Here is a 25,496-nt window from a genome sequence, read left to right as displayed (position 1 = left end):
AGGGCGCCCTTGACCGCGTTTTCCGCGCTGAATAATAAGGCTTATCGAGGTGTTTTATGTTGAGCCTGCCTGAGACCCGGTAAAGGCCCTGCCCGCAAGTCTGCTTGCGCGCATGGCCCCAAAAAAAACGAAGCCCTGACGTTCGAACGAGCACCAGATCGTTTTTGTGCGCCCTGCCGGGCGCGATACCGGATCTCACCATATGGACATTTCCCGCACGGAGCAGCGCATCCTGCATCTCATGGCCCAAGGCGGCCGCATCGAAATTACCCGCGACGACAACAGAAAGATCGAGAACGTCAGTTGCTTCACTCGCGACGGCTGGCTCTATCCCGGCGTCGGCCTCGATCTCTTCCGCAAGCTGAAGCGCCTCAAGGCAATCAAGTCTTCAAGCGGCCAGCCCTACCGGATCACCGAACGGGGGCTGAGGCTGGTCAGATCACAGCTGGACAATAGATAGGTCAGGTAACTAACTCACTCTGATCGCGCCCTAAACCGGGCGCGGTCACTTCCGCCTCAGAGCAAGCTGACGTGTGTCACACGCGAGTGGTTCCTGGCCTGATGCGACGTCCGCTACTTCTTGCGCCAAGAGTTGATTTCTTTAGCGAGCTGCGGATCGTGTCGTAGTTCCTCGACCGCATCTTTGCTGATAGCGGCTTTCGAACGCCTCAAGGGTCCAATCAGCAAGAGGCGGCTTTCTCCATTGGAGGGATCTTTTGCCAATCGAATAAGGTCAGGGAGCCTCTCTTCGGTTACTGATCCGGAAAGCGCGCAAGCCAAACCTTCCTTGAAACCCAGGACAAATTCCGTTTCCTCATCGGGGAAAACAGGGCCTTTGCCTTGTTTCGCGTTGATGTATTGCTGAACAAGGAAGTCCCAATATTCGCCGGCCGCGGGAACCGCTAGAGCCCTGGCAATCCCGCTTCGTGTTCGATCAGAGTAAGGCAATTGCAAATGCTTCATCAAGATCGGTACCAAATTCGGATATCCACTTCTGCTGTTAACCAAGTCCCAAACCGAGGTGATGTTCGCGCCTGCCTCGCGCAGGTCTTTCACAATAGGTTGTTCCTCTTCAAGCAGGCGAGCGTCGCGAATGGCCCAAATATCGCTCATTCTATCCTCCCAAATCTAATGCACTCCCACAATCGTCACTGCTCTATGTCCCTACGGTTTATCAAGCCCTCGTCAATTGTCCTTTGGAGAGGCCCTGATCTTTTTGTCGTTGGTCGGTCGAACAGATCGAAGCGCAACCCTCGAGATATCGCGATGTCGATGTAATCTCTCAGCTGCTGGGTAAGACTCAGTCTTCCGACGTTTTTAACCTCTGAAAGAGTTGATCGAGTGATCCCGTCAGGAATTCGAACCCTGCCATTCACAGTGATTTTCTGCTTCTCGCCAATGTCGACCTTAGCACGGACAGCAGCTTCACCGTCTCGCCCGATCGACCCGGACGTTCTTCCGCCCGCCATTGGCCCGCCGGTGCCGATGCCTTTAACATCAAAGCCATGCATTTCTTTGTGAAAGAAACCTGGTGAAAGAGGTATGATTCCTCTTTCCAGTTGCTCATCCAATTGACGCTGCTGGAACTCGAAATTTCCGATCTCACCTTCTGTTTCTACGTCCGGCGCATCATCGAAAGGACCGCCAGCAAAAGCTCTGGTATCAGCCGTACTGCCGGTGCCGAGGCTGACATTGGTTGCGGATTTCAGGCCGCTGTCGGAGCTTAGTGGATGTTCGTTAGTCGCATTGGAGCGCTGCCCCCAGCTGTCGGAGTAGTTGATAGAATGCCCATTTGGATCTGACTTATTAATCGGATCGTTTTCGGAGTAGCTGTAGCGATTGGTGCCGACGCCTTCCTTAGTCGGATCCCAATCATCGGGCGAGATGAACCGCCCGAAGGCTGGATCGTAGTATCTGGCATTGAGATACATCAGCCCGGTTTCGGCATCGAAGCGTTCGCCGATATAGCTCTTCTTGGTCTGGAAGCTGGAGTTGGTGGCTTCGCCATAGGCGGCATAACCGGTCTGCTCGACCCGATAGCCGCTCTCGTTGGTCACCTGCCGCACCGAAGCGAGATGATCGCGGTGCAGGAAGGATTTGGTCTGCGTGGTCGAGCCTGATGTGACGACGATCTTGGCGTCGGGATGCGGATAGAGCGTGTAGATGTTCGTGCCCGGCGTCGAGCGGTCGATCTCGACATTGGCGTCGGGATAGAGCGTCGTGCCGAAGCCCCAGCTCTTCTTCACCCGGGCGCCGTCCGGTCCATAGGCGAAGCTCACCGTGGCGCCGTTCTGGGTGACGCTCGCCAACCGGTTGGCGCCGTCCCAGCTCAGCGTGCGAGTGCCGTCCGAGACCATGTTGCCGTTGGCGTCATAGTCGATGGTCTTCGCACCGATCTGCGTTGCCGCATGCGGGCGGATCGCTGATGCCGTTGTCGGATAGACATAGCTGCCGATCCGGCTGCGGGAGAGAAGATTGTGATTGGTGTCGTAGCTGTAGGTCTCGTCGAGCGTGTTGTCGCCGGTATTGTCGGCGCCGGTCAGACGAGAGAGATCGTCATAGCCATAGGTCCAGTTGTCGTTGGCTGCCAGGCCGGTGATCGTCTTGATCCGGCCGAGTTTGTCACGGCTGTACTGATTGTCCATCAGCACCGTCGTGCTCTTCGCCGTCGTCACCCGATCCAGCCAGCGCCGGGTCGGCGAATAGGTCAAGCTGGTCGTCACGCCATTGATGTAATTGATCGTCTGCGTCTGGCCGTCGGCCTCATAGCTCGTCGAGTCGATCAGCCCGGGGATCCTGGAAAGCAGGTCGGCGTCGTTGTAGAGCCAGGGCAAGGTCCGCTTGCCGACGACGATATTGGCAGGCTGATAACCGATCGCCGTGGTCTTGCCGGTCGGCCCGTGCTCGACGGTGATCGTGCTCGCTACGCCGTCGATGACTGCCCGGGTGATGACCTTGTCGCCGGCACCGTTATAGAAACGGGTGTAGGTCATCGTCGCATTGGCGTTCTCGGCCGTGGTCAGCATTCCAGCATTGTGCGACTCGCCGGTGGCGGCGGGCTCGTCATAGGTATTCTCGGCCAGCAGTGTCGGCACCGTCGCACCCGGCTCCGTCACCTCCTTGCGGAGCACCCGGCCCATCTGGTCGTAAGCCATCGTCGTCACCGCGCCGCGCGCATCCGTCTGGCGGATCAGCCGGCCGGCATCGTCATAGTCATAGGACCAGTTGCCGAGATCCGGATCGCTTGCCGTCAGCCGGGTGCCGAGCAGGTCGTAGGTGTAGGTCCATTGCGCGCCCTTCGGGTCGCGCACTCCCAGCAGCCGCCCGAGTGGGTCGTAGCTGCGGTTTTCCGTGACCCAAGTCGCGCCGAGCTGCGACTGCAGGGCAATGACATTGCCGTCCGCGTCGGCGTACCTGCGATGCGGATGGTTTTCCTCGTCGGTCATGACCGTCAGCGACACCGGCAGCCTGGTGACGTCGGTGACAAGTGCCGACTGCGCCGCATATTGGTAGAGCTTCTGGCTGGTATCGGGATTGACCTGCTTGATCACCCGGTCCTGCCAGTCATAGCTGTTGGTCGTCCATTGTATCGTCTCAGGCTCGGTCGGGGCGGCCTTGAATCGGACAAGTGACGTCTTCTGCACGTTCCCACGCGCATCATAAGCGGTTTCGGTGATGCGAACCGGTCCGGTGGCAGACGCCCCGGGCGTCTCCACCTGCCAGGGCCGGCCGAGCCCGTCATAATAGGTGCGGCTGAAAACTTCGCCTGTCCCGTTGGTCCGCGGCGAAGAGGTCACCACCGCCTGCGTCCTCGGGCTGCCCTCGTTCTCGTAGCGGGTGTTGAGGTAATTGCCCGTTCCGGCATTCACATAGCCATAGGGGCGGCAATAGGAGTCATAGGTGAAGGTCTCGACGATGCCGTTCCAGTCGGTCTTTGTGGCCGGCAGACCGCAGACCAGATCATAGCTCGTCGTGCTGACGAAGCGGCTGTCACCCGTCAGGGCGCCATTGGCGAAGTAGCGCGGCGCCCGCTCCGCCACCGGATACAGGTGATAGGTGGCGTCATAGTCCCATTCGCTGCGGTTGCCGAGCGCATCGGTCTCGGCAATGCGGTTGCCATAGGCGTCATAGGCATAGCTGGTCGACGACACCCTCGGTGTGCTGCCGACGCTCATATAGGCGAGCTTCTGCGTCAGGTTGCCCTTGACCGGCGGCGTCGCAACAGCCGTCGCGTCGTCATAGAGGTATTCCTCTTTGCTGCCGACCGGTGACGCCGCATCGACGCCGAGACGAACGGTCTTCGAAGTCGGCAGCGAGACGATGTAAGCGGAGGTGTTCGGCGCGAAGGTGAAGGTCGTCGTCTTCTCGTCGCCGATGGTATTCACATTCTCCGTGCCGGCGGCATCCACCGTGCGGCCGCGATCCTTGATCCCGGTCACATTGCCGTAGGCATCGAAGCTGCGCTCCGTCCGCAGGTAAGCCGTCGTCCCGCCTTCCGTCAGCTGCGTCGTCGTCGCAGTGTTTCTGGCCTTATAAGGCTTCGAGGTACTGGTCTCGTAGGTTTCCCTGATTGTCTTGGATGCCGTGTTCGCCGAGTTGCGCAAAACGGTTGTTTCCGGCAATCCGTAACTGGCCAGATCCTGACGGTAGGTCGTCACCACGATCGGAGCGGCGGTATCTCCAGATAGGATCGGCTTGGTCGTGGTGACGGTGCGATAACCAAGGAACTTTCGGGAGGGCGGATTGTAGAGACCCCCGGAATAAGAATAGCTGGTGGCGGCGGAGTTTCCGCGTCCGTCATTGACAGTCACCTTCGTCACCGGATGCATGACAATCGGCATGAAGCTGTTGGTAAAGCTTGTCGAAGGGGCATAGGTGACCGAAATCGTCCCACCCGTTTCCAAGGTGACGGTCCGCAATAGATTCGGGTTGCCCGCACCGGCATTGGAGATCACCGTATCCGTCTGCGAAGCGACGAAGTCGGGAAGGCCATCGCCATTGAAGTCACCCGACAGACCGGAGCCGCGCTGCAGGAAAGGCGAGATGACGAGACTGTTGCCGGAGCTTCCGAACCAGAGGCCATAGGCTCTGAGGTCCTTGAAGGGATCGGTATCCCTGCGATCCTTGGCGGCGACGACATCAACCTTGCCATCGTTGTCCATGTCGCGCAAGATCGGTGTGCCCTCAAGTGCTAGGCCGCTTGCAACCTCGGTGAAGCTATAGCCAGTCCCGAGCCAGACCGTTGCCGCATAGGTCCCCGATCCCGAGGGCGTCGCCTTGACAACGTCGGTAGCGCCGTCACCGTTCATATCCGCAAGTGCGCAGTAATATGAGGCGGAACTGCAATCGATACCCATAGACTGCTGATTAAACGTGCTGCCACCGGCATATTTGTTGGCAATGAGATTTTGGCCTCTAATGAAACCTTCGCGGCCGTAGCCCAGAAAGTCGGCGACTCCTCGGATGTAATCGCCGACATTGAAAAGCTGGTCGTACCCGTCGCTGTCCCAGTCCACCGATACATTCTTGACAGAATTGGTGCTGTCGTAATTCGTGGGAATTGCACCGCAGACAGTGGTATTGGCATCCGGGCAAAGCGAAGCCGACACATTCAGCGAGGAGTCGGTCGTAATAATGCCACTAGTGCGCGTCTTGGTGACATTATCATTACTACCGGTAAAGGTGGTATTGTAAGTGAACGCGAAATCCTTGGTGGCTTTGCCCCCTGTAAAACGGCCGGCGATGTAATTGGGAACCGGCATGTTGTCATATGTTAGATTTGCCCTCGGCACCATTACTGATGCGGTCCGAGAGACAGCGCCGCTTCCTGAACTGAAGTTCATCACCATGAACTGGAGGGGGTTGGGCCTATAAGTACGCAAACTCGAATCATAGCGATAGGCGAGAAAGGATCCGTAAAACTCATCTCGGCCGTCGAAATTCAGGTCGCCGATTTGCCGGGAGAGGAAATAAGAAAGCTGTTTGGCGCCATCTACAGGCGCCGGCGCCGGGAATTGATTATTCAGCCTTGTGTAGCTGTAGTTGATGTTGTCGTAGACCATCGACCGTATGGTCTTATGCGTGCCGCTAACGATGTTGTGGGACGAATCAATGACTGCATCTCGTCCATATTGGTCGACACGGATGAGACGAGACGCATTGGAAAAAGGCGCCTGATTGTATGTCAGGGTATAGCCGCCGGTTACGCCCCCCTCAACCGTGTTACTGTAGTACACGGATTTGAGCCGGTAAGTCGTCCAAGTCAGGCTGTATCCATTCGCCATCGGCAGAAAATCTGGACGACGCTCATAGCCGAAGACAATTTGTGCGTGGCTGTCATAATCGATCGTCGCCGGATAGCACATCGGAAGGTCCGGGCAGGAATAGGTGTATCTCACCTGATGTCCATTAGGATCGGTAACCGAGGTAACGAGATAACGCCCGAAGTTTTTGGGACGGTTAGCGATTACGTCTTTCGGCAGGTCGACCCCTGCGATCGTCGCCACCGACTCGTATTTCGAGGCGACTCCATTTCTGTCGGTTACCGTCCATGAATTGGTAGGGTTATCGTAAATAATGCGCAGGAACGACTCATTCTCGGTCGTCAGGTTGGCTCCGGCCGGGCACCAAGACGCAGCAGTGCAAAATACCAGGTTTTCGCCGTTCAGCATAAAGAGGTCGTCTGAAGACCCTGACTGAACACCAGCACCGGGCCGCTCGATGACGCCGAGGCCATCGACCCCCCAGCCATATCCCAGCCACCCTTGATAGAGACCGCCAAAACGAGATTTGCGGGCTGAATCGTAACGAAGCGTCAGTTTAGGCGCGACGTCGTGATAATCCGGCAGGTCGAGGCTGATGAGCTGCGTAAAAGACCCATTGCTGGAGATTTGCGGAACTGACGCTTTCTCAGGTGCATTGACCGCGGGCGAATCCGGTTCAACGGCCGCGGCCGTCGCCGCAAGCGTGGTGGCGCCGGCAGGTTCGGTCGCCTCCGATTTCACTGCTGCATTTTTGGTCTGCCCATCAACGGTCGACGTCTCGCCATTGGCAGTGCCGTCGGTCGCCGCCGAGGCAGCCTTTCCAAGCGTGGTTCGATCGGTCGCCTTGTCCGGCTGCGGGGAAACAGCAGCAGGATCGGAAGTGAGATCGGAAGGTGCCGCAACAGTGGTGTCCGCCCCGCCGAGCCCCGTGCTTCCATTTCCAAAGCCACTGCCGTTGGTTTTGCCGTCATCGGCCGCAACGGCGGTTCCGACAACGGCAGAGTTTATGCCCGGCGCAACAAACAACGCAAAGAGAACCGCTGCAGCAAAAGCTGCAACACCCGAACGAAACTGACGCATGAATCCCCCAGATGAATCAAGACGTGCTGAAATTTCCGCATTCTAAAGTCGTAATCACTTTCGAATGCAAGTAGTGCTTACGTCGAAGTGCAAAATAAATGCAACTGGCGACGATTGCAGGAAGTGTCAGATCAGTAACGGTCCAGTGTTCGGCACTCACTTCTACACGCTTCCAAAAGCCTGTGGATAGCGTGCCGCAACGCGCTCGAATCCTGCAACGCGTGGTAGTTCGTATTACTGTGTCGACTACAAAAACAGTGATTCGGTTCTCATAAATTTATTCAATCATGATTGTCGATAGCGCGCTCGATTTCCGGGACTGGTGGTACGCCGAAATTCGGCGCATGTTATTTCTGCGGCCTCAAAGAAAGCGCTACCCCATCGTCGAGATAGGACGACCGGGAGTTTCCGTTATCTGGCCTGATGGCTCGCGGGCGGAAGCAGTATCTCTTGCCGAGATCGAAATAATTCTCGGACGTGGCAGAACCTGCTCGCTAGTTCTCGCCGAGGATCGCTATATTCGCCGCACGATTGCGAGATCCCTGCTTCCCTACTCGAGGGCCAGGGACATAGCGGCCGCCGACTTGATCTCAGCAACTCCATTTCGTCACGACGACGTTTATCTTATGCCGATCACAGGCGACGCCTCCGAAGGCACGACCTACGCCATTGTAAAGAAATCCTTGCTCGATCCGGTCATTTCGGCTCTGACCGCTGCCAAAATAAAGATCGGTGGCATCTCGCTCGCCGTCTCAGATGGCCCGGTCATTCATCTCACGCGACGAGCCGTCAGCGAGCTTTTGCCGAAAGCTGCTCTTTCCCTGTTCCCTTCGACACGAGCGGCAATGGTCCCATCTCTGCTGCTTTTGGCGGCCGGCCTGACGCTTGCCCACGCGGTCCTTCGATACGAGGGCGCACTATCGGATCTAGAAAACGAGATCGCCGCAAAGCGAGAGCAGGCAAGCGCAGTGCGGGCATCGTTCAATGAGCGCGCGAAAGCCGTCGCCGCTTTAGACACCGCGCGGCGGCGCAAAGATGAGTCCGTTCCCGTCATCCAAATATGGGAAGAGATGAGCCGTCAGTTGCCGGATACGGCATGGCTTTCTGACATGTCGATCGACCAGGAAACAGTGACCATGTCGGGCTTTTCACAGTCGGCGGCGGGCTTGATTGGGCCGCTGGAAGAGTCTCAGCTCTTTAGCGAGCCCAGTTTTACGTCACCGGTTGTGCGCGAGGCTGGCGGAACAGACGAGCATTTTGAGATGCGCCTGAAGGTCGAGCGGAAATGACGGACCTGCTGATCGGACTGATGAACGCATCGCAGCGGGTGCAGCAGATGGTTGCCTTTGGATTGCTCGCCTTAGGCACATTGTGCGTCATCTGGATTTCAGTGCTTACAGGAGACCAGCTGCGCGGCTTGGCGAGCGACATTGACACGAAGCGATTTGAACTCGGCAAGCTGAACGCAATATTGTCGCGACGGCCTCTGGATGGGGCATCCACGGCCATTTCCGCCGACGTTGCCGCTGCCCTCTATCTCCACGGCGATACAATGCCCGTGACACGTGCGCGACTTCAGGAGCGCATCAATGCTATTGCAGGAGAAGCCGGGGCGGTCGTTATTTCCATCAGTGTCCTTCCAGAATCTTCACCCGACGGCGTGCCGGTAATTGGCGTCGCAGCTGATATCCAGGGAAGCCTATCATCCGTCCATAGGGCCATGGTCGACATCGAGACGTCCAGGCCTCCGCTTGTCATTCGAAAAGCCACAATTCGGGCAACCAACCCCATCCAACAGGGACAGCTTCAGGCGCCGCTTCAGCTCTCGACAAGCATGGAAATCTACGGGTCGGTCAATCCGGCAACGAGCGGTCGGCAAGGAGCGGCAGAAGCCAAATGAGATTTCCGCTCCCTGACCCGAGTTTTCTGACGACGTTGAGTGCCGCTGCTGCACTCAGCATGCTTTGCCTTTTCAATTTCGTACTTTATGAAATACCGGTCGATATCTCTCCACCTGACTCCTCCGAAGAAAGGACAATTCGTCCTTCGGCCCCGCCAGCGTTGGAGACCAGGGCAACAGTAGGCCTGTCCACTTCACCTGAGACCTTGTCCAGGCCAGTATTCAGTCCAACACGCCGGGAATTTCTCCCCCTTGTTGTCCCTATAACACCTCCTCCCGAGCCGATTGTCGCTGCGCCAGCGGTGCAGCTTCCCGCCTTTCGTCTTGAAGGCATTCGAAAGATTGGCCCTGACCTATCGGCGCTATTGGCGGTCAACACAGATGCTCCAGCGCAGTGGCTGCCAATCGGCAGCGCGATCGAGGGGTGGACGATCGACCGTATCGACATTGATAGCGTCGTCCTGCGCGCCGGAGATCAGCAGGCGGTCGTCAACCTCTATCCCGCTGAAGGCCTCGATGTCCGACAAAACTGAGAGGCGAGCAGACGATTGCGCTGATGAGGACGGTTTCGCGCTTCTCGCGGTGCTCGCCTTTCTTTTGTTATTTGCTGCGCTGCTGGTCCCGTTTTCATCCGCTGCTCGTCTCGCCGCTCTGACCTCCCATCATAGTTTCGAGCGAAACCGGCTTGCCTATACGGCGGAGGCGATCAATGCTTATATCGCAATGAAGCTTGAAACCGACGGCGCCTGGGCCGCAACCATTGCCGGTGAAGCGAGTGGAAGGTCATGCGTCTCTGGCGACGCGATCGTGACGCTTCGCATTCTCGATCATGCCGGTCTCATTGATCTTAATGTCGCTGGATTAACCACCATAGAAGCCGGCTTGGCGGCCTTAAGCTTGACCGCCTCACAAGTTACGGATATCGCCAACGGAGTTATTCTATTTCGCTCTCGGCAATCTTCCAATTCGCCGACCCCGGCCAATTCGCAGCCGGAATACGGCTTCAAGCACGCGCCCTTCGAAGATGTGATTGAACTCCTCGATTTTCCGGAGATGCGGCGGTTCAGCCCGGAACAGATCAGCGAAATATTCACCGTCGATAGCCACAGCGCCGCTGTCAGCCGCGAATTCGCATCTGCCTCCCTCCGCTCTCATCTGACTGATGTTAGCGGTGAAATTCGACACCGGCTGCAGCTTTCGGGCACCTATACGCTGGCGACAAAAATCAACAGCCAAGGCGAATGGGCAACTGATGCCAGAATCGTGGTGACCGGTGACGGTCGACAAACCAATCGCCGTGTGTCCGCGTTACCGCTTTCGTCAATTTCAAGGCGCGGTCTTTCGGATTGCGGGGTCCTCTTGGGACCTGATGCGGCCTCTTGGCTCAAGGAGGCATTGTAACAATGCAGGTGATGGAACGTTCTGAGCAATTTCTCGCTCATCTCGTCAATAGCGGGTTGGTCACTCCGGAAGCCATTCAGCGAATAAAATCTGCAAGGCGGCAGACTGGCCAGCCATTGGACGTGGTTATTCGGGAACTGGGCGTACTTCCCGAACTTACGATTGCATCAGAGATCGCGAGCTCCCTTGATCTCGAGGTCATCGAGGATGGCCTCCCCGGAAACGGCCTTGAATGGCTCGAAAGGCTGGGCTGGGATTTCGCAATCGAGAAGGCGATCGTTCCCCTGGAGAAGGCCGATGACTATCTTCGCCTAGCTGTCGCCGACCCATTCGATCATCAAACAACCGAGGCAGTCTCTTACCTCTTCGACCTGCCATTGCGAATTGGTGTGGCGCCGAGAAGCACCATCGAAGAGCATATCGGCCGTCTTCGACGAGAGTCGAACGCCCCGCTCGATGAGTCGCTCGTAGAGGAAGGGGCCTTCGATGTCGATCTCGAGCGACTCCTTGATGTGGCGCGCGATGCCCCTGTTGTTAAATTTGTCTCGAAGATTGTCCAAAGAGCAATCGACGATAAAGCGACAGACATTCATCTGGAGCCGCAGGCAGAGACGCTCCGTATCCGGCTTCGCCGCGACGGTATCCTGCTCGAAACGGATAATGCGCCCAAATCGCTTCATACGGGTGTGGTAAGCCGTTTGAAAATTCTCGCGCGGCTTAACATAGCCGAACGTCGTCTACCGCAGGATGGCAGATTGCGTTTGGCCGTCAGAGGCCAGGAGGTCGACTTCCGTCTTTCCGTCGTGCCTTCGGTGCATGGGGAAACGGCAGCACTTCGCGTTCTCGATCGCGAGAACATCAAACTCGATCTGGCATCATTGGGTTATGATCCGGCCGCCGCGAGCAAGCTCGACAATCTGACGAGGCGCTCGAATGGCCTCATTCTGGTGACCGGCCCGACCGGATCCGGCAAGACAACAACGCTCTATTCGATCCTGTCGGGGCTCAATCGGCCGAGCGTGAAGATTTTCTCGGTGGAAGATCCGGTCGAGTATCGCATTGCCGGCATCACGCAATTGCAGATCGATCCAGCGATCGGCCTTTCGTTTGCCACTGCGCTCCGTTCTGTTCTGCGGCAGGATCCCGATATTGTTCTGGTCGGCGAGATTCGCGATCGGGAAACCGCCGAGATCGCAATTCAGGCAGCACTCACTGGTCGACTCGTTCTTTCGACCTTGCATACGAACAGCGCGATCGGTGCGTTCAATCGGCTTCGCGATATGGGAGTCGAACCGTTTTTGCTAGCGGCAACAATCAGAGGTGTGATCGGCCAGCGGCTTCTGCGGCAATGCTGCGAAGCTTGTCGAGACCTCTCGTTCAAAGCCGACTGCATCGCTTGCGAAGGAACCGGCTTCAAGGGACGCAGGGCTACCTATGAAATCCTGGAGGTTTCCGAGCGGTTCAAGGAAGAGATGCGCGCGACCAGCGCCGAAGAAGATCTCGAAGCGATAGCCATCGAGAACGGCATGGTTCCACTTCGCCATTGCGGGCAAAAACTGGTGGAAAGAGGTCTGACAACGATGGACGAAGTCTTGCGTGTCATCGATGCGGATTAGTCGCTATGCCTAAATTTGGATACAGCATTTTTTCTGGTGACGGCCGAAAACGGTCTGGCACGATCGAAGCTACAGATATCGTCGATGCTCGCCGGAAGCTTCGCTCACCGGGCGTGACGATTTCCGACGTTCAGCCCTATGGCGATCGACGTTTGCAGTCATATCTGCGTCTTCCCAAGTTAGAGCCGAGTTTTGACCAAGCCCGGTTCTTCGGCAATTTGGCGGTCTTGGTGGCGGCCGGGCTAACGTTAGACCAGTCCCTGCTTCGCTTGATGATCTGCCGGGTGACATTCTGTCGCTGATCGCCAGTGGGGAGAAAACGGCCCGGCTGGGGCATGTTCTCTCGGTAATCGCTTCTGATCTGGAACGCCGGAAGAATCAACGCAAGCAGTTGATGGATGCGCTTCTCTATCCGGCCTTTCTGCTGGTCATGATGATCATAGCGCTCGGCGTCGTCACATTCGTGCTTGTGCCGGCTCTTGAACCAATCTTCCAGAGCTCGGAGCGAGAGACCCCCTTGCTGATCGCCGTCTTGTCGGCAGTTGGAAAGTTCATTGAAAATCCAGCCTTCCCGCCCGTTGCAGTGTCGGTCCTGACCCTTACCGGAATTCTTTTTGCATGGCGGGCCCAAGAACTTTCCCGATTGATGATGGCTACCGCACTCAAGATGCCGATTTTGGGGCCACTCATCATCAAGATGACGCTGGCCCGCTACCTACAGACCCTAGCGCTGCTACTCGAAAATGCTGTTGCCATGCCCGAAGCCCTGGCGCTGGCTGCAGATGCCTGCACGATTTCCATTTGCCGAACGAAGTTGTCACCGATCCGCGAAGCGGTGATATCAGGGCGGCGCCTTGCCGAGGCCTTAGCGGAGACCAAACTATTCCCGCCGAGCATCGTGTCGTTGACCGCTGTCGGAGACGAGGTGAACAAGCTCCCTGCCGTACTCGCCAATGGATCGAACATCCTGCGATCTGAGGCCCAAAGGACCCTCGACCGTCTTCTCTCGCTCATCACTCCAGCGATAACGATCCTGCTGGGACTGCTCGTCGGCGGACTGGTCATCTCTGTCATGACGGCGCTTCTCAGCGTCAACGAGTTGAGCGCGCAATGAACGCACGAAGCTCCGCCAGTCGCCATGCCGGGAGCGCTGGTTTTACGCTCATGGAGATGCTTGTGGTGCTGGCGATATTAGGGATAGTTCTCGCCGTCGCAGTACCGCAATTTCATCGTGCGGGTTCGTCAACAACGGCAAGTGTCGCGTCTTCAATCGTTCGAGGCGCGCGCTTGGCTCGATTGGTCGCCATCAAGCGAGGGTCAGATACCACTCTATCGATCGATACGGCGGCACGCACCGTGCATTTTGATATCGAACATGAAGATATCGTCATTCCGACTTCGATGTCGATGGTCGCGACAGTTGGCCGTAACGCCGCGACCACCGTCTCCAAGGGGAGCATTCAGTTTCTTGCTGATGGAAGCTCGTCGGGTGGCGAGATCCGGCTCCGTACCGACAAGGAGAAGGAGATCAGCATCAAGATCAGTTGGCTAACGGGCTCCGCCACAACGGTGTCCGATGATTAATCCGCCACTGCAGAACGATGCAGGCTTTACTCTATTGGAGATGATCATAGCCTTTGTCATCCTAGCGATTTCGATGGCCATCGCATCTCAGACATTGGCAATTGCTGTCAGGAGTTACCGAACCGCGACTGAACGAAATGAAATGTTGGAATTAGTGCAGATATTGCGGGCGGAAGAAATTCCCAAACTGATAAGCGCCAGCGCACGGCAGAAAGAAGGAGAAATGGGTCTGCTGCGTTGGAGAATTCGCATGGTCTCGCCACGCGAACAAGAAGCGGCAAGCAGTTCGGATTCATTTGCCATCATCTCTGTCGGACCAAAAGCCAGTGCGTTTCGTCAGACCTTTCTGGTTAAGTCATCGGTGCAAGGTCAACAGCCATGACGCTGTCCGTAAACTCAAGGAAGGACGAAGAAGGGTTCACTCTTGTCGAAATGCTGGTGACGCTTGCGCTGCTTGCCGCGCTGAGTGCCGTCATGATCGGAGCGATCACGCAGTTTCGCCCGCTAAAAAGATTGACTGAAGGTGCCGATGGCCAAACGGAAATAGTCGCCGCAATCGAATTTCTTCAGCAAACGATCGCCGATGCACGCAGCGTCTATCTTCTTAAGGGCACCAGTGAAAAACGGCTTGCATTCGAAGGAACCTCACATTCGTTGCATTTTCCGACCGTGCTGAGAGTGGGGACAGATCAGGTTGCTCTTCGGGACGTCCTCATCGAGCTCCAGGAAAATGGCGGAAGCGTCTCAATCGTGCTGCGTGATGCTCCACGGCGCTTGGGAATAGCGATGCCCGCGCCGGTATCCTTTACCATCATCGAGGATATCGTCGACGCCCATTTTGAGTTCATGGATGCGCCGCAGCCCCCCGACGGCCAAACCGCTCCGATGTGGTTGAACCAATGGAATCGTCCGGGAAAGATGCCTTATGCTGTCAAGTTAACTTTAGAGGCAAAACGCGGCACGGCGCCTGTTTCCGCCACCAGAATAGCCTTCTTGCGGTGAGCCAATAAGCTATTCGCTCCGAAGATCTGCGTCCTGCCCCTGCCCCCCAGCCTTGCGGTCGCGCCCAAGGGAGATTACCTCATAAGGCCGGTCCTCCGCCGGGCTCTTATACTGATAAGCCGTGCCCCAGGCATCCAGGATGACACCGGACTTCTTAAGGTAGGGGCCGTTCCAGACACTGCGGTCAGATGGCGTCTGCGTGAGTACGGTTAGCCCCTCCTCGGTAGTGGGGTAACGGCCGACATCGATGTAGTAGAGCTCTATCGCGTTTTCGATGTTCTTGATCTGAGCTTTTGTGGTCTCGACTTTTGCTGAACCCAGATACTTCAACACCTGCGGCGCCACGAGAGCGGCAACCAGGCCGATGATGGCGAGTACGACCAATAGTTCAACGAGTGTAAAGCCTTCAGTCGCCTGATTGCGATCCGCTGACTGCTCATTACCGATCGCAATGTATTTGGTCATTATCCAATCGCCTGACTGTAAAAGGTGTTGAAATTCCATGTGACGAATAACGCAAGGGCCAGAAACGGCCCGAAGGGAATCCGAAGCAATGCGATGTCAGGTGTTCGCTTGGCGCTGACGCAGAAATAAAGCAACGCGAGAGCGGATGCGATGAACAGAAAGGCGGGAAAGCTCCACGGATCCAGCCAAACCGCTGCGGCGCCTGCGAATTTGACATCCCCGAGGCCGAGACCGATGACACCTCTGAAACGCCAATATACGTACCTCAGGGTCCAAAACATCAGAAAGACAAATGCGCCGAACAGCATCGCGAGGGCCAATGCCTCAAGCCCCAGCACGAGTTTGAAAGCCGCTCCGACAACGAGAACGATCGCATTCAACCAGTTCGGAATCACCAGCCGTCTAAAGTCGACATAGCTGACCGCAAGCATACAGACGGCAAGGATAACAGCGAAGGGAACGAGCAACATCAATAGGCCAGCCGCTTGAGATCCTGTTGAACGGCGTTTTTTCCACCGCGCCGTTTTTGGATGTCCGATCGGAAATCCAATTTCCTGCGGAATTCGTCCGTCACATCGCGGGCTTCAGTCACGTCACGAACGATGCGCGGTTTGATGAAAATCAACAGCTCTGTCTTCTTGATAGAATCGGTCTTGTTCTTGAAGGCGTTCCCGAACAACGGAATATCGCCGAGAAGCGGCACTTGGCTGCGGCCTATGCTGTTTTTCTGTTGGATTAAGCCCCCGAGAGCCAAACTTTCATTGTCGTTGACGATCACGCGTGTGGAGACCTTGCGCTGTTGAATTGTTGGCGAGTCGATGCCTGACGAAGTCGTCTTCACGACGTCGCTGACTTCCTGCTGGATGTCGAGCATGACACGCCCGGAACTGTTCACCCGCGGGATAACCGACAGAATGATACCTGTATCCTTCAACTGGATTGAGTTGATGACCGGCGAGTCTCCGTTCACGCTTGCGGCCTGCTGCGTCACGATCGGAACCTGATCGCCGACCTGCAATGTGGCCTTTTGATTGTTCAACGCCATCAGTGTCGGCGCCGAAACCACGTTGACGTCTGTGATGCTGGAGAGGGCGTTCAGCGTGACGCGGATGTCGTTGGTCGCATAGCTCCAGCCGAAGCCGGGAAATGCCATGCGGGTGCCCCCACTCGCAAGATCCGAGAACGAGACGCCGAAATTGCCGTTTTCGAAAAACCACCGAAGGCCGAACTTCAGCTCGTTGTTCAATGTAACTTCGGCGATGACGGCCTCGAGCAGAACCTGGGTCGGGGCGACATCCAGCTGGCGCAAGAGCTGTTGAACATGCTCAAATTCCCGAGCGGTTGTGGAAATCAGCAGGGCGTTGTTTTCGACATCGGCAACAATCGAGGTTTTGACCTTGGCCGGTTCCGCACTGTAGCCTTCGAGCTCGCTCGGCGCAGCCGCTTCAGTCGCTGCGGAGGTTTGCGGCTGATCATCTGCTGTTGAGAGGGTTGCCTGTTCAAGATTGGGGGCAACTGCGTTCGCGGACTGGCCGGCGGCGTCCGAGGTAGACTGTTCGTTGACAACGGCCTGCAATACTTTTGCCAGCTCTTTTGCGGGCCGATTCTGAATGTCATAGACGAAGAGCTGCTCTTCATTGGTGCTTGCGAGCCGATCGAGCTTCTGGATCCAGCTTGAAGCGCGCTGCAGGTACGCCGGGCGCGAGGTGATCACCAATACCGAGTTCAGACGCTCGTTCGGTATGAAGCGAATGATCTTGCCGCCGCCGCTGTCGTTGGCAAAGATCGTATCGAGCTCTTTGGCGACGGCAGAGGGCTGTGACGCTTTCAAGGGATGAAGAGCGACGGACATTCCCTCCATCCAATCGACGTCGAATACGCCGATGGCCTCGCGCATGGCCGAGAGATCATTATTGGTCCCGGCAAGCATGATGAGATTGCGCGTCGCATCTACCCGCAGGATCGAGCCCTGGCGGCTGATCGGCCCAAGGATACCCTTCATTTCCTCGGCGGAGACATATTTGAGCTCGACCACCTGCACCTTGATGCCAGGCCCCTTCGGCGAGACCGACGGTACGCTGACTTGTGGCGTTGAAGAAAACGCCTCGGATGAAGGAACAACTTGGTAGCTGTCACTGCGCTTCACGACCACCGCACCATTGACGGATAGCGCCGCCTCAAAAATGTCGAGGAGTGCCTCCCGAGACACGGGGCTTGTCGTCTGCAACGTTACGGTGCCGGAGACACGTGGATCGACGATATAATTCAGCCCGAGCGTATCTCCGAGCACGCTTTTCGCGGCCGCCGCAATAGACGCCCCGACAAGATTGAGACTGTAACCATCTCCCCCTTTGGACAGTTGCCCGACCGACACCGGGGGAGCGCCATAAGAGACGAAGGTGCCGCTTCCCTGGTGCATGGCGCCGTTGAAATTCTGATCCGCCGGCGCGCCACCAATCAGGCGCGAAGAGAAGCGAGCCGTTGGCAGAGGTTTTCCGGTGGAATCGAGTTCATTCAATTTTACAGCCAGTACGTCCTCAACTGAATCCGTGGAGCTACAGGCGGCAAGCGTAAGCAAGCCGAGAATACAAACAGGCACCAAAGATTTCATGAAAAGGTCCACGCGCTTCGTCTGGAAAGATACTACGCGTGGGGTGGTCGCTTCGCATCCAGCCTTTTGTGAATGCCGTAGGTTTCCACAATTTTTAGTCGATGTTTAAGCAGGTTGAAGACTGTCGTCCAAAGCGCATCCTTTGACGCGGGAGACAAGAAGCCCATTGCGGCCGGGGCAGTCAGGTTGCAGCATGACCAACTCTGATCGCGCCTTAAACTGGCGCGGTCAGGACTCAGCTTCAAGCCTTAGCGGACAATTCTGCCCGCATCGCCGCCCACTCGTGGGCCATCGGGCCCGTGCCGCGCATCTTGCCGGCGCGGCGATACCAGTAGTCGGCATTCCAGTCGTCGCCCTCGATGCGGTGGCAGAGGGCGTGGCCCCAGTCGAACGGCTGTTCGCCTTCGTGGCGCTGACAAATATCGTGAACCGCCTGCCAATCCGCCCCCATGGCAAAACCGCCGGCGGCAAGGCGATCGATTGCCTCGATCAGGCGCATAAGATCATTGGCTGCCATGAAGCTCTCCCTGTTTCGGCTATCGCTCAGCCTAGCTGCTTCTCCATATGCACCTTTTCGAGCGGCACACCCATGCTCCTGGAGAATTCGATGCCGTGCCAGATGATGGTAAAACCGCAGCGTTTGTAAAGCCGGATCGTCCCGGCATGCGTGTCAATCCGGGCAGTCGTCAGTCCTTCGGCCGTCATCAACTCGCACAGATGCAACAGCAGTGCCCCGCCCACACCCTTGCCCTGATGATCGGGATGCACCCAGAGATCCGAGACATAATTGGGTTCGCCTTCACGAGCGCCCCAGTCGACGATCTCCGCGTCAAACTCGGCAGCGAAGATCTCACCTTTTGTCTCTAGCGGAAAAACGGTGAACTCGTGCCTGACTTTGGCAATCACACGAGGATCGCGATAGCAATCCTCGAAAGCCTCGCCTGCGGCCCAAGAGGCGAAGCCGACGGCGCCGACCTTTTCATGGTCGGCGGGCGTAATCTTTCGGATCGTGAGGCCCGTTACCACCACTTCGCCGGCGTAAACTTGCCGGCAGCCTGTTCGATGACGTAGGCGGTCTTGAAGAGGGTTTCCTCGTCGAACGCCTTGCCGATCAGTTGCAGGCCGAGCGGCAGGCCCTTGTGGTCGAGGCCGGCGGGCACGGCGATGCCTGGCAGGCCCGCCATGTTGACCGTCACCGTGAAGATGTCGTTCAGGTACATCTTCACCGGATCGGCGGCGAGGTTTTCATCGGCGACGCCAAAGGCCGACGACGGCGTTGCCGGCGTCAGGATAGCGTCGACGCCGGCGTCGAAAGCCAGCTCGAAATCACGTTTGATCAACGTCCGGACCTTCTGGGCGCGAATATAATAGGCGTCGTAATAACCGGCCGACAGAACATAGGTGCCGATCATGATGCGGCGCTTGACTTCTTGGCCGAACCCGGCTGCGCGCGTCTTTTCATACATGTCGACGATATCCTTGCCGTCGACGCGCAGGCCGTAGCGCACGCCGTCGTATCGCGCGAGGTTCGAGGAAGCCTCGGCCGGCGCGACGATGTAATAGGCCGGAAGCGCATATTTGGTGTGCGGCAGGGAGATATCGACGATTTCGGCGCCGGCGTCCTTCAGCCAGGCAATGCCCTGGCGCCACAGCGTCTCGATCTCCTCGGGCATGCCGTCGACGCGGTATTCATTCGGAATGCCGATCTTCATTCCCCTCAGCGACTGGCCAAGGACGGCCTCATAATCCGGCACCGGCAGATCGACCGATGTCGTGTCCTTCGCATCAACGCTCGCCATCGATTTCAGAAGGATAGCGGCGTCGCGCACATCACGAGCGATCGGGCCTGCCTGGTCGAGCGAGGAGGCGAAGGCGACGGTGCCCCAGCGCGAGCAGCGGCCATAAGTCGGCTTGATGCCGACGGTGCCGGTGAAGGCGGCCGGCTGTCGGATCGAGCCGCCGGTATCGGTCGCGGTGGCGCCGGCGCAAAGATGCGCGGCAACAGCTGCCGCCGAGCCGCCGGAGGAGCCGCCCGGGACGAGCTGCTGGTTCGAGCCCCCTGCCCGCCAGGGATTGATCACCGGTCCGTAATGGGACGTCTCGTTGGAGGAGCCCATCGCGAACTCGTCCATATTAAGCTTGCCGAGCATGACGGCGCCGTCGTCCCATAGGTTTTGCGTGACTGTCGATTCATAACGCGGTTCGAAACCGTCGAGGATATGGCTGCAGGCCTGGGTGTGAACGCCGACCGTGGCAAAGAGATCCTTGATTCCAAGCGGAATGCCTTCGAGGTCGCCGGCCGTTCCGGCGGCGATCCGCTCGTCCGACTTCCTCGCCATGACACGAGCGAGATCCGGCGTGACCTTAACATAGGCGTTCAGCCGGTCGTTGGCCGCATCGATCGCCGAGATATAGGCTTCGGTCAGTTCGATTGCGGTGATTTCCTTGGCGCGCAGCTTCCGGCGGGCTTCGGCAATGGTCAGGCTGGTGAGTTCGCTCATCGTGTTTTCGCTTCAGATCTGGAATGGCAACAGGGTCCGAAAGGGGCTTTCAAAGCCTTATTCGACGACTTTCGGCACCAGGAAGAAATTATGGTCGGTGACGGGCGCATTGGCGACGATATCCGCCGCCTTGTTGCCGTCGGTCACCTCGTCGGGCCGCTTCTTCATCGCCATCGGGGTCACTGACGTCATCGCTTCGACGCCATCAACATTGACTTCGGAGAGCTGCTCGACGAAGCCGAGGATGCCGTTCAGCTCGCCGACCATACGATTTGCCTCATCCTCGGAGACGGCAATACGAGCAAGTTTGGCGACGCGCTTCACGGTGGCAAGATCGACGGACATGGCATTCTCCGGATAGGATTTTTCCTATCGCTATAAAGGCCATGTCCGCCCGGTGCAACGGGGTTTCGTCAGATCGACAGGCTCTCGGCAGGCTTCATCGCCCTCGCCTGCGTCTTCGATCCCTCCATGCCGGCAACGAATTTATCGGCCGTCTGGTCGATGATCGGGAAGGTGCCGTAGTGGCAGGGAATTGCGGTCTTGAAGTTAAAATAACGCTGGCAGGCGAGTGCTGCCACCGCGCCACCCATCGTGAAGCGGTCGCCGATCGGCACGAAGCCGATATCGGGCTGGTGCAACTCATTGATCAGCGCCATATCGGAGAAGATGTCGGTATCGCCCATGGCGAATATCGAGGCTTCGTCCTCGAAATGCAGCATCAGACCGTTGGCGTTGCCGAGCGCATGCGAGACGCCGTCCTCGGTGATCTGGGCGGAGGAATGCAGCGCATTGGTAAAGGTCGCGGAGAAGCCGCCGAGCGTGATCGTCCCGCCCGTGTTGCCCATCTCGATCCTGTCGACGCCCTTGGAGCCGAGCCAGGCGGCGAGATCGGCATTAGCAAGAACGACGGCGCCGGTTTCCTTGGCAAGCGCCACGGTATCGCCGACATGGTCGCCATGGCCGTGGGTCAGCAGGATATGGGTGATGCCTGCAGAAACGTCCTTGATGTCCTGACCGGAAAATAAGGCGTTATGGCTGAGGAAGGGGTCGAGCAGGATCTTCGCCGTTCCCGTCTCGATGCGGAAGGCGGAATGGCCGAGCCAGGTGATCTTCATGAAATCTCTCCTTACGTGATGCAAAATCTGATTTCGATGGTAAGGACATATCTCATGCGCCGGCGAAGGAAAGCGGCGGCGGCTTCAATTTCTTTTGACGGATGAAACGGCAATGACGGTGCTGACGATCGAGGAAATGGCCGAGATCCTTGCTCCCGGCCAGGCGATCGCCGGGCTCGATCTCGGCACCAAAACGATCGGGCTTTCCATGTCCGATCTCGGCCGGCGTTTTGCCACGCCACGTCCGGTGATTCGTCGCATCAAGTTCACCGTCGATGCGCAGGCGCTCCTGGACTTCGCCACGGCGGAAAGGGTTGCGGGCTTCATCATCGGCCTGCCGATGAATATGGACGGATCGGCGGGGCCGCGCGTGCAGGCGACGCGCGCCTTCGTGCGCAACATGGAGCAGAAAACGGCGCTGCCCTTCGTCTATTGGGACGAACGGCTTTCGACGGTCGCGGCCGAGCGAACGCTCATCGAAATGGACGTCTCGCGCTCTAAACGGGCCGAAAGGATCGATTCGGCCGCGGCCAGCTTCATCCTTCAGGGCGCCCTCGACAGGCTTTCCTCGCTCGCAAGGTCTGACGGCGACGAATTCAGTGCCTGACGCGCCTTCCACCAAGCGGCGATCGCCTTGCGCTTTCTGAAGCCCAGGATAGCGAAGACGACGAGACTGTCCACCGCAATGGCGCGGGCAACAAGCGGCGGGATGGTTTCCGGCGGAACACCGAGGGCTTCGCCATAAATCTCAAAGGTCAGGTCATGGACCTGCCGTGTCAGAATGAAGATGCCGAAATTCATGTCGTAATAGGAGAGCCAGTACCATCCGCCCAGAAAGACGATGGGACCGGCCCAGAAGATCAGAAACCACTTCATGCGGCTTCTCCTCCCTGCTTGCGGGCGACGGGCAGATCGAGCGAAACCAGCCACATCGACGATGCCATGACGCAAAGCACCAGCGTGGGAATTGCGATATCCAGCGCCAGGACTGCGAAGAACATCATCGCCGTCACCAGAAACGCGGCTTTTGCGATCTTGCTTCCCATTGACGTCAACTTGGGGCTCTCACTCGTGTCATCTCTGCTGAACGCCACACTGTCGGGTTAGCCAGCTCCACGCAACGTAAAGCATTTGTTAAGGTTAACGCCGCACCGCCCCTGTGGATGAAGGGTGTCAGCCGTAGACGCCGCGAACGAGACGCTTCAGGGCCGTCGCCGCCTTCTCCCAGTCCCTTGACGTCTTCAGCGATAGGCCGGCGCACTGACCGCAGGCTGTACCGGAAAGTACGAGGTGCTGGATCGCCGCGATGAGGACGGCGTTGACTGCCGCCGCATCCACGCCCTTCGGCGGCGCCAGCGAACCGCGCATGCGATCAAGCCAGAGGGCGAGAGCTTTCGAACGGGCTTCGGACAGCCGCCTCACCTGCTCGGTATTTTCCGATACCTCCCAGGCGAGGATGCGGCGCATCAACGGATCACTTCTCAAGGCGTCGAGCAGGAGAAGCGCCAGCCGCTCCATCAGATCGCCGTAGGTGAGCATGAACATGCCGCCGGCATCTTCGGGAATGCGATCTCTGACCCATGTGCCGAGATCCGCGCCGATCGCCTCGACCAAACCGTCAAGGCCGCCATAGTAACGATAGATCAGCTGCTTGTCGCAGCCGGCGCGGCGGGCGACCGCATTGATGCCGAAATTCTGAAAGCCCTCCTCCGCCAGCAGGCCCTTGGCGGCGGCAAGGATCGCGCGCTCGGTGGCACCGCGATCGCGTACGCGCCGTTCCGGCTCAGCGCCGGCCCCAGGCGAAATCTCAAGATTTTCAGCTTCAATCAGCATGATCGACCCTTCCCCGCTGTCACCAATCGGTGAGTAGCGGGGAGGTCTTATCCGATCAATCCTATCCTCTTGGGAAGATTGTGGATATTTCATCCGGCGCTAAAAATTCGCCAGCGGAAGGGCGCGGATGGCGGAGCGAATCCTTCCAGAAATCTCGCGCCGACGGTTGATCGCGATGGACGAACCCGGCATAGCTGCATTATGAACAAATCTAACAATCTCCGCTAAGGCCCTGCAATGGTGAATTATATCGAAGCCTCCTCCGCGCCGCCGAAGAATACGGGCGCCATCCGGCTTTACGATGCGCAGGCCTTCGAGGGCATGCGCAAGGCGTGCCAGCTGACCGCGCGCTGCCTTGATGCGCTTGCCGAGATCGTCAAGCCCGGCGTGCTCACCGACGAGATCGATCGGTTCGTGTTCGATTTCGGCATGGATCACGGCGCGCATCCGGCAACGCTGAACTATCGCGGCTACACCAAATCCACCTGCACCTCGATCAATCACGTCGTCTGCCACGGCATTCCGAACGACAAGCCGCTGCGCGAAGGCGATATCGTCAATATCGATGTTACCTTCGTGCTCGACGGCTGGCATGGGGATTCGAGCCGGATGTATCCGGTCGGCACGATCAAGCGCGCCGCCGAGCGGCTGCTTGAGGTCACCTATGAATCACTGATGCGCGGTATCGCCGCCGTCAGGCCCGGCGCCCGCACCGGCGCGATCGGCGAGGCGATCCAGACCTATGCGGAGGCGGAGCGTTGTTCGGTGGTGCGCGATTTCTGCGGCCACGGTGTCGGCCGACTGTTCCACGATTCGCCGAATATCCTGCATTATGGCCGCGCCAATGAAGGGCCGGAGCTGCGTGAAGGCATGATCTTCACCATCGAGCCGATGATCAATCTCGGCCGACCGCATGTAAAGGTCCTTGCCGACGGCTGGACGGCCGTGACCCGCGACCGCTCGCTTTCGGCGCAATATGAACACACGGTCGGCGTCACCGCCGAGGGCTGCGAAATCTTCACACTGTCACCGGGCGGCCTCGACCGGCCCGGACTGCCGCCGCTTGCCAAGTGACGATCCGATGGCGAAGCGGCCTGTTGCGACATCTTCCGACGACGAGCTGCCTTTCGAGACCGAAGAGCCTGTTACCGACGAACGTTCGTTCTTCGGTGGCCGGCCGCAAAAAACCACCGCGCCGAACGCCCGGACCGCCCTACCCGCCTCGCTCTCCGGACCGGAACATTATCACGGCCATCGCGAGCGGCTGCGTGACCGCTTCCGCGAGCTGGGCGACACGGCGCTTGCCGATTACGAAATCCTCGAACTCTTGCTTTTCCGGCTGATCCCGCGGCGCGACACCAAGCCGATTGCCAAGGCTCTCATCGAACGCTTCGGCTCCCTCTCCGGCGTCTTCGGCGCGCCCGCTGGTCTCCTGACAGAGGTGAAGGGCGTCGGTGGGAATGTCGCCCTCGACCTGAAACTGATCGCCACCGTCGCTCACCGGACTTTGAAGAGCGAGATCAGAAGCAAGCAGGTTCTCTCCTCCTGGTCCTCGGTCATCCAGTATTGCCACGCCGCCATGGCGCACGAGACAAGAGAACAGTTCCGCATCCTTTTCCTCGACAAACGCAACGTGCTGATCGCTGACGAGGTGCAGGGCCGCGGCACGGTCGACCATACGCCGGTCTATCCCCGCGAGGTGGTCAAACGCGCGCTTGAGCTTTCGGCAACGGCGATCATCCTCGTCCACAATCATCCCTCCGGCGACCCGACGCCCTCGCGCGCCGACATCGACATGACGAAGGTGATCATCGAGGCAGCCAAGGCGCTCGACATCACCGTCCATGACCACATCATCATCGGCAAGGACGGCCATGTCAGCCTGAAAGGGCTGAAGTTGATGTAATCCGCTGCGTTGAGACGCGACTACACGATCACTGCACAACTTCCCAAGCCCTCCACGGAGACGATCATGACCAGCGGTCCGATCAGCGGCGCTCTGCTGCTTCTCACCCTCGGCATGCTGCTGATGCTCATTCTGCCGCCGATCATGGAGATCGCAGGCAAGCATCCGAGGCAACGAAAGACTGAGGAAAGCTTGAGTTGACAGCCGTCGCTGGCG

At 58.0% G+C, this 25,496-nt stretch carries 28 protein-coding genes; 15 read left to right on the top strand and 13 right to left on the bottom strand.

Annotated features, from left to right (window positions below; all coding sequences use genetic code 11):
- Positions 1-202 precede the first annotated feature (202 nt).
- Complete coding sequence (locus FFR93_RS16835) at positions 203-460, top strand: YjhX family toxin (protein WP_138394078.1); 258 nt, start codon at positions 203-205, stop codon at positions 458-460.
- A gap of 113 nt (positions 461-573) precedes the next feature.
- Here the strand turns inward: FFR93_RS16835 and FFR93_RS16830 are convergent, their stop codons facing one another.
- A complete protein-coding gene (locus tag FFR93_RS16830) occupies positions 574-1,113 on the bottom strand; it encodes a hypothetical protein (RefSeq protein WP_138394077.1) in 540 nt (179 codons plus the stop codon).
- Positions 1,114-1,148: 35 nt separating this feature from the next.
- Entirely contained in the window at positions 1,149-7,343 is a 6,195-nt protein-coding gene (locus tag FFR93_RS16825) for an RHS repeat-associated core domain-containing protein (RefSeq protein WP_138394076.1), read from the bottom strand.
- A gap of 287 nt (positions 7,344-7,630) precedes the next feature.
- On the opposite strand from FFR93_RS16825, the gene FFR93_RS16820 reads away from it, so the two are divergent.
- The 10 genes from FFR93_RS16820 (at position 7,631) to FFR93_RS16780 (ending at position 14,846) form a co-directional block, all read left to right on the top strand.
- Complete coding sequence (locus FFR93_RS16820; protein ID WP_138394075.1) at positions 7,631-8,632, top strand: PilN domain-containing protein; 1,002 nt, start codon at positions 7,631-7,633, stop codon at positions 8,630-8,632.
- On the top strand, positions 8,629-9,243 hold the full coding sequence (gspM, locus tag FFR93_RS16815; protein WP_138394074.1) for a type II secretion system protein GspM: 615 nt from the start codon (positions 8,629-8,631) through the stop codon (positions 9,241-9,243). The genes FFR93_RS16820 and gspM overlap by 4 nt, the downstream gene beginning before the upstream one ends.
- Before the next feature lie 302 nt (positions 9,244-9,545).
- Positions 9,546-9,776 carry a hypothetical protein gene (locus FFR93_RS16810; protein ID WP_138394073.1) on the top strand — a complete coding sequence of 77 codons (231 nt, stop codon included), beginning with the start codon at positions 9,546-9,548 and terminating at the stop codon, positions 9,774-9,776.
- A 49-nt stretch (positions 9,777-9,825) separates the two neighbouring features.
- Positions 9,826-10,644, top strand: coding sequence for a hypothetical protein (locus tag FFR93_RS16805; protein ID WP_138394072.1), 819 nt, complete (start codon positions 9,826-9,828; stop codon positions 10,642-10,644).
- Positions 10,645-10,646: 2 nt separating this feature from the next.
- A complete protein-coding gene (locus tag FFR93_RS16800; RefSeq protein WP_138394071.1) occupies positions 10,647-12,260 on the top strand; it encodes a GspE/PulE family protein in 1,614 nt (537 codons plus the stop codon).
- Between the two features lie 5 nt (positions 12,261-12,265).
- Positions 12,266-12,562: a hypothetical protein gene (locus FFR93_RS40915; RefSeq protein WP_171049208.1), complete on the top strand. Its 297-nt coding sequence runs from the start codon at positions 12,266-12,268 to the stop codon at positions 12,560-12,562.
- A 215-nt stretch (positions 12,563-12,777) separates the two neighbouring features.
- Positions 12,778-13,374 carry a type II secretion system F family protein gene (locus tag FFR93_RS16795; protein ID WP_171049207.1) on the top strand — a complete coding sequence of 199 codons (597 nt, stop codon included), beginning with the start codon at positions 12,778-12,780 and terminating at the stop codon, positions 13,372-13,374.
- Entirely contained in the window at positions 13,371-13,844 is a 474-nt protein-coding gene (locus FFR93_RS16790) for a GspH/FimT family pseudopilin (protein ID WP_138394069.1), read from the top strand. The genes FFR93_RS16795 and FFR93_RS16790 overlap by 4 nt, the downstream gene beginning before the upstream one ends.
- The gene (locus FFR93_RS16785) at positions 13,837-14,226 is read left to right on the top strand and encodes a prepilin-type N-terminal cleavage/methylation domain-containing protein (RefSeq protein ID WP_138394068.1); all 390 of its coding nucleotides are present in this window, start codon (positions 13,837-13,839) and stop codon (positions 14,224-14,226) included. The genes FFR93_RS16790 and FFR93_RS16785 overlap by 8 nt, the downstream gene beginning before the upstream one ends.
- Entirely contained in the window at positions 14,223-14,846 is a 624-nt protein-coding gene (locus FFR93_RS16780) for a prepilin-type N-terminal cleavage/methylation domain-containing protein (RefSeq protein WP_138394067.1), read from the top strand. The genes FFR93_RS16785 and FFR93_RS16780 overlap by 4 nt, the downstream gene beginning before the upstream one ends.
- Before the next feature lie 9 nt (positions 14,847-14,855).
- Here the strand turns inward: FFR93_RS16780 and gspG are convergent, their stop codons facing one another.
- From gspG to FFR93_RS16740, 8 genes are all read right to left on the bottom strand, one after another.
- Complete coding sequence (gene gspG / locus FFR93_RS16775; RefSeq protein ID WP_138394066.1) at positions 14,856-15,311, bottom strand: type II secretion system major pseudopilin GspG; 456 nt, start codon at positions 15,309-15,311, stop codon at positions 14,856-14,858.
- On the bottom strand, positions 15,311-15,781 hold the full coding sequence (locus tag FFR93_RS16770) for an A24 family peptidase (RefSeq protein ID WP_138394065.1): 471 nt from the start codon (positions 15,779-15,781) through the stop codon (positions 15,311-15,313). Before FFR93_RS16770 ends, gspG begins: the two co-directional genes overlap by 1 nt.
- A complete protein-coding gene (gene gspD, locus FFR93_RS16765; RefSeq protein ID WP_348640327.1) occupies positions 15,781-17,934 on the bottom strand; it encodes a type II secretion system secretin GspD in 2,154 nt (717 codons plus the stop codon). Before gspD ends, FFR93_RS16770 begins: the two co-directional genes overlap by 1 nt.
- 229 nt (positions 17,935-18,163) lie before the next feature.
- Positions 18,164-18,439, bottom strand: a complete 276-nt coding sequence (locus FFR93_RS16760) for a hypothetical protein (RefSeq protein ID WP_138394064.1) — start codon at positions 18,437-18,439, stop codon at positions 18,164-18,166.
- Between the two features lie 26 nt (positions 18,440-18,465).
- Positions 18,466-18,951, bottom strand: a complete 486-nt coding sequence (locus FFR93_RS16755; RefSeq protein WP_138394063.1) for a GNAT family N-acetyltransferase — start codon at positions 18,949-18,951, stop codon at positions 18,466-18,468.
- A complete protein-coding gene (gene gatA / locus FFR93_RS16750; RefSeq protein WP_138394062.1) occupies positions 18,942-20,423 on the bottom strand; it encodes an Asp-tRNA(Asn)/Glu-tRNA(Gln) amidotransferase subunit GatA in 1,482 nt (493 codons plus the stop codon). The genes FFR93_RS16755 and gatA overlap by 10 nt, the downstream gene beginning before the upstream one ends.
- Positions 20,424-20,480: 57 nt before the next feature.
- A complete protein-coding gene (gene gatC, locus FFR93_RS16745) occupies positions 20,481-20,768 on the bottom strand; it encodes an Asp-tRNA(Asn)/Glu-tRNA(Gln) amidotransferase subunit GatC (protein ID WP_138394061.1) in 288 nt (95 codons plus the stop codon).
- A 68-nt stretch (positions 20,769-20,836) separates the two neighbouring features.
- Positions 20,837-21,541, bottom strand: a complete 705-nt coding sequence (locus tag FFR93_RS16740) for a metal-dependent hydrolase (RefSeq protein ID WP_138394060.1) — start codon at positions 21,539-21,541, stop codon at positions 20,837-20,839.
- Positions 21,542-21,653: 112 nt separating this feature from the next.
- Between FFR93_RS16740 and ruvX the strand changes: the two genes are divergently transcribed.
- Positions 21,654-22,148 carry a Holliday junction resolvase RuvX gene (gene ruvX, locus FFR93_RS16735; RefSeq protein ID WP_138394059.1) on the top strand — a complete coding sequence of 165 codons (495 nt, stop codon included), beginning with the start codon at positions 21,654-21,656 and terminating at the stop codon, positions 22,146-22,148.
- On the opposite strand, the gene FFR93_RS16730 is transcribed toward ruvX, so the two are convergent.
- The 3 genes from FFR93_RS16730 to FFR93_RS16725 all read right to left on the bottom strand — a co-directional run bounded on the left by FFR93_RS16730 (position 22,085) and on the right by FFR93_RS16725 (position 23,374).
- Positions 22,085-22,417: a DUF6105 family protein gene (locus FFR93_RS16730; RefSeq protein WP_138394058.1), complete on the bottom strand. Its 333-nt coding sequence runs from the start codon at positions 22,415-22,417 to the stop codon at positions 22,085-22,087. The two genes, ruvX and FFR93_RS16730, sit on opposite strands and share 64 nt — an antisense overlap.
- Positions 22,414-22,587 carry a hypothetical protein gene (locus FFR93_RS40905; protein ID WP_171049205.1) on the bottom strand — a complete coding sequence of 58 codons (174 nt, stop codon included), beginning with the start codon at positions 22,585-22,587 and terminating at the stop codon, positions 22,414-22,416. Before FFR93_RS40905 ends, FFR93_RS16730 begins: the two co-directional genes overlap by 4 nt.
- Positions 22,588-22,714: 127 nt before the next feature.
- A complete protein-coding gene (locus tag FFR93_RS16725; RefSeq protein ID WP_138394057.1) occupies positions 22,715-23,374 on the bottom strand; it encodes a TetR/AcrR family transcriptional regulator in 660 nt (219 codons plus the stop codon).
- Positions 23,375-23,611: 237 nt separating this feature from the next.
- Here FFR93_RS16725 and map point away from each other — a divergent pair, with 237 nt between their 5' ends.
- The 3 genes from map to FFR93_RS41915 all read left to right on the top strand — a co-directional run bounded on the left by map (position 23,612) and on the right by FFR93_RS41915 (position 25,481).
- A complete protein-coding gene (gene map, locus FFR93_RS16720) occupies positions 23,612-24,448 on the top strand; it encodes a type I methionyl aminopeptidase (RefSeq protein WP_138394056.1) in 837 nt (278 codons plus the stop codon).
- Positions 24,449-24,455: 7 nt separating this feature from the next.
- On the top strand, positions 24,456-25,280 hold the full coding sequence (gene radC / locus FFR93_RS16715) for a DNA repair protein RadC (RefSeq protein ID WP_138394055.1): 825 nt from the start codon (positions 24,456-24,458) through the stop codon (positions 25,278-25,280).
- 66 nt (positions 25,281-25,346) lie between these two features.
- Positions 25,347-25,481 (top strand): hypothetical protein, encoded by a 135-nt coding sequence (locus tag FFR93_RS41915; RefSeq protein ID WP_259664714.1) that lies wholly within the window; start codon positions 25,347-25,349, stop codon positions 25,479-25,481.
- Positions 25,482-25,496 lie beyond the last annotated feature (15 nt).

Origin of the sequence: Rhizobium sp. MHM7A (genome assembly GCF_005862215.1) — a bacterium.
In the GTDB taxonomy this organism is placed as follows: domain Bacteria; phylum Pseudomonadota; class Alphaproteobacteria; order Rhizobiales; family Rhizobiaceae; genus Rhizobium; species Rhizobium bangladeshense.
Note: the sequence above shows the minus strand (reverse complement) of the source record. Positions and strands in the feature narration are given on the sequence as shown.

Bases quoted from the DNA above. Each gene is read 5' to 3' on its own strand.
- FFR93_RS16760 (WP_138394064.1), bottom strand. From the start codon at position 18,439: ATGGCAGCCAATGATCTTATGCGCCTGATCGAGGCAATCGATCGCCTT.
- FFR93_RS16830 (WP_138394077.1), bottom strand. From the start codon at position 1,113: ATGAGCGATATTTGGGCCATTCGCGACGCTCGCCTGCTTGAAGAGGAA.
- FFR93_RS16780 (WP_138394067.1), top strand. From the start codon at position 14,223: ATGACGCTGTCCGTAAACTCAAGGAAGGACGAAGAAGGGTTCACTCTT.
- FFR93_RS16740 (WP_138394060.1), bottom strand. From the start codon at position 21,541: ATGAAGATCACCTGGCTCGGCCATTCCGCCTTCCGCATCGAGACGGGA.
- FFR93_RS16820 (WP_138394075.1), top strand. From the start codon at position 7,631: ATGATTGTCGATAGCGCGCTCGATTTCCGGGACTGGTGGTACGCCGAA.
- FFR93_RS16725 (WP_138394057.1), bottom strand. From the start codon at position 23,374: ATGCTGATTGAAGCTGAAAATCTTGAGATTTCGCCTGGGGCCGGCGCT.
- FFR93_RS16835 (WP_138394078.1), top strand. From the start codon at position 203: ATGGACATTTCCCGCACGGAGCAGCGCATCCTGCATCTCATGGCCCAA.
- FFR93_RS41915 (WP_259664714.1), top strand. From the start codon at position 25,347: ATGACCAGCGGTCCGATCAGCGGCGCTCTGCTGCTTCTCACCCTCGGC.
- FFR93_RS16730 (WP_138394058.1), bottom strand. From the start codon at position 22,417: ATGAAGTGGTTTCTGATCTTCTGGGCCGGTCCCATCGTCTTTCTGGGC.
- FFR93_RS16800 (WP_138394071.1), top strand. From the start codon at position 10,647: ATGCAGGTGATGGAACGTTCTGAGCAATTTCTCGCTCATCTCGTCAAT.
- gatA (WP_138394062.1), bottom strand. From the start codon at position 20,423: ATGAGCGAACTCACCAGCCTGACCATTGCCGAAGCCCGCCGGAAGCTG.
- FFR93_RS16825 (WP_138394076.1), bottom strand. From the start codon at position 7,343: ATGCGTCAGTTTCGTTCGGGTGTTGCAGCTTTTGCTGCAGCGGTTCTC.
- gspM (WP_138394074.1), top strand. From the start codon at position 8,629: ATGACGGACCTGCTGATCGGACTGATGAACGCATCGCAGCGGGTGCAG.
- map (WP_138394056.1), top strand. From the start codon at position 23,612: ATGGTGAATTATATCGAAGCCTCCTCCGCGCCGCCGAAGAATACGGGC.
- FFR93_RS40915 (WP_171049208.1), top strand. From the start codon at position 12,266: ATGCCTAAATTTGGATACAGCATTTTTTCTGGTGACGGCCGAAAACGG.
- gatC (WP_138394061.1), bottom strand. From the start codon at position 20,768: ATGTCCGTCGATCTTGCCACCGTGAAGCGCGTCGCCAAACTTGCTCGT.
- ruvX (WP_138394059.1), top strand. From the start codon at position 21,654: ATGACGGTGCTGACGATCGAGGAAATGGCCGAGATCCTTGCTCCCGGC.
- FFR93_RS40905 (WP_171049205.1), bottom strand. From the start codon at position 22,587: ATGGGAAGCAAGATCGCAAAAGCCGCGTTTCTGGTGACGGCGATGATG.
- FFR93_RS16785 (WP_138394068.1), top strand. From the start codon at position 13,837: ATGATTAATCCGCCACTGCAGAACGATGCAGGCTTTACTCTATTGGAG.
- FFR93_RS16790 (WP_138394069.1), top strand. From the start codon at position 13,371: ATGAACGCACGAAGCTCCGCCAGTCGCCATGCCGGGAGCGCTGGTTTT.
- FFR93_RS16770 (WP_138394065.1), bottom strand. From the start codon at position 15,781: ATGTTGCTCGTTCCCTTCGCTGTTATCCTTGCCGTCTGTATGCTTGCG.
- gspG (WP_138394066.1), bottom strand. From the start codon at position 15,311: ATGACCAAATACATTGCGATCGGTAATGAGCAGTCAGCGGATCGCAAT.
- radC (WP_138394055.1), top strand. From the start codon at position 24,456: ATGGCGAAGCGGCCTGTTGCGACATCTTCCGACGACGAGCTGCCTTTC.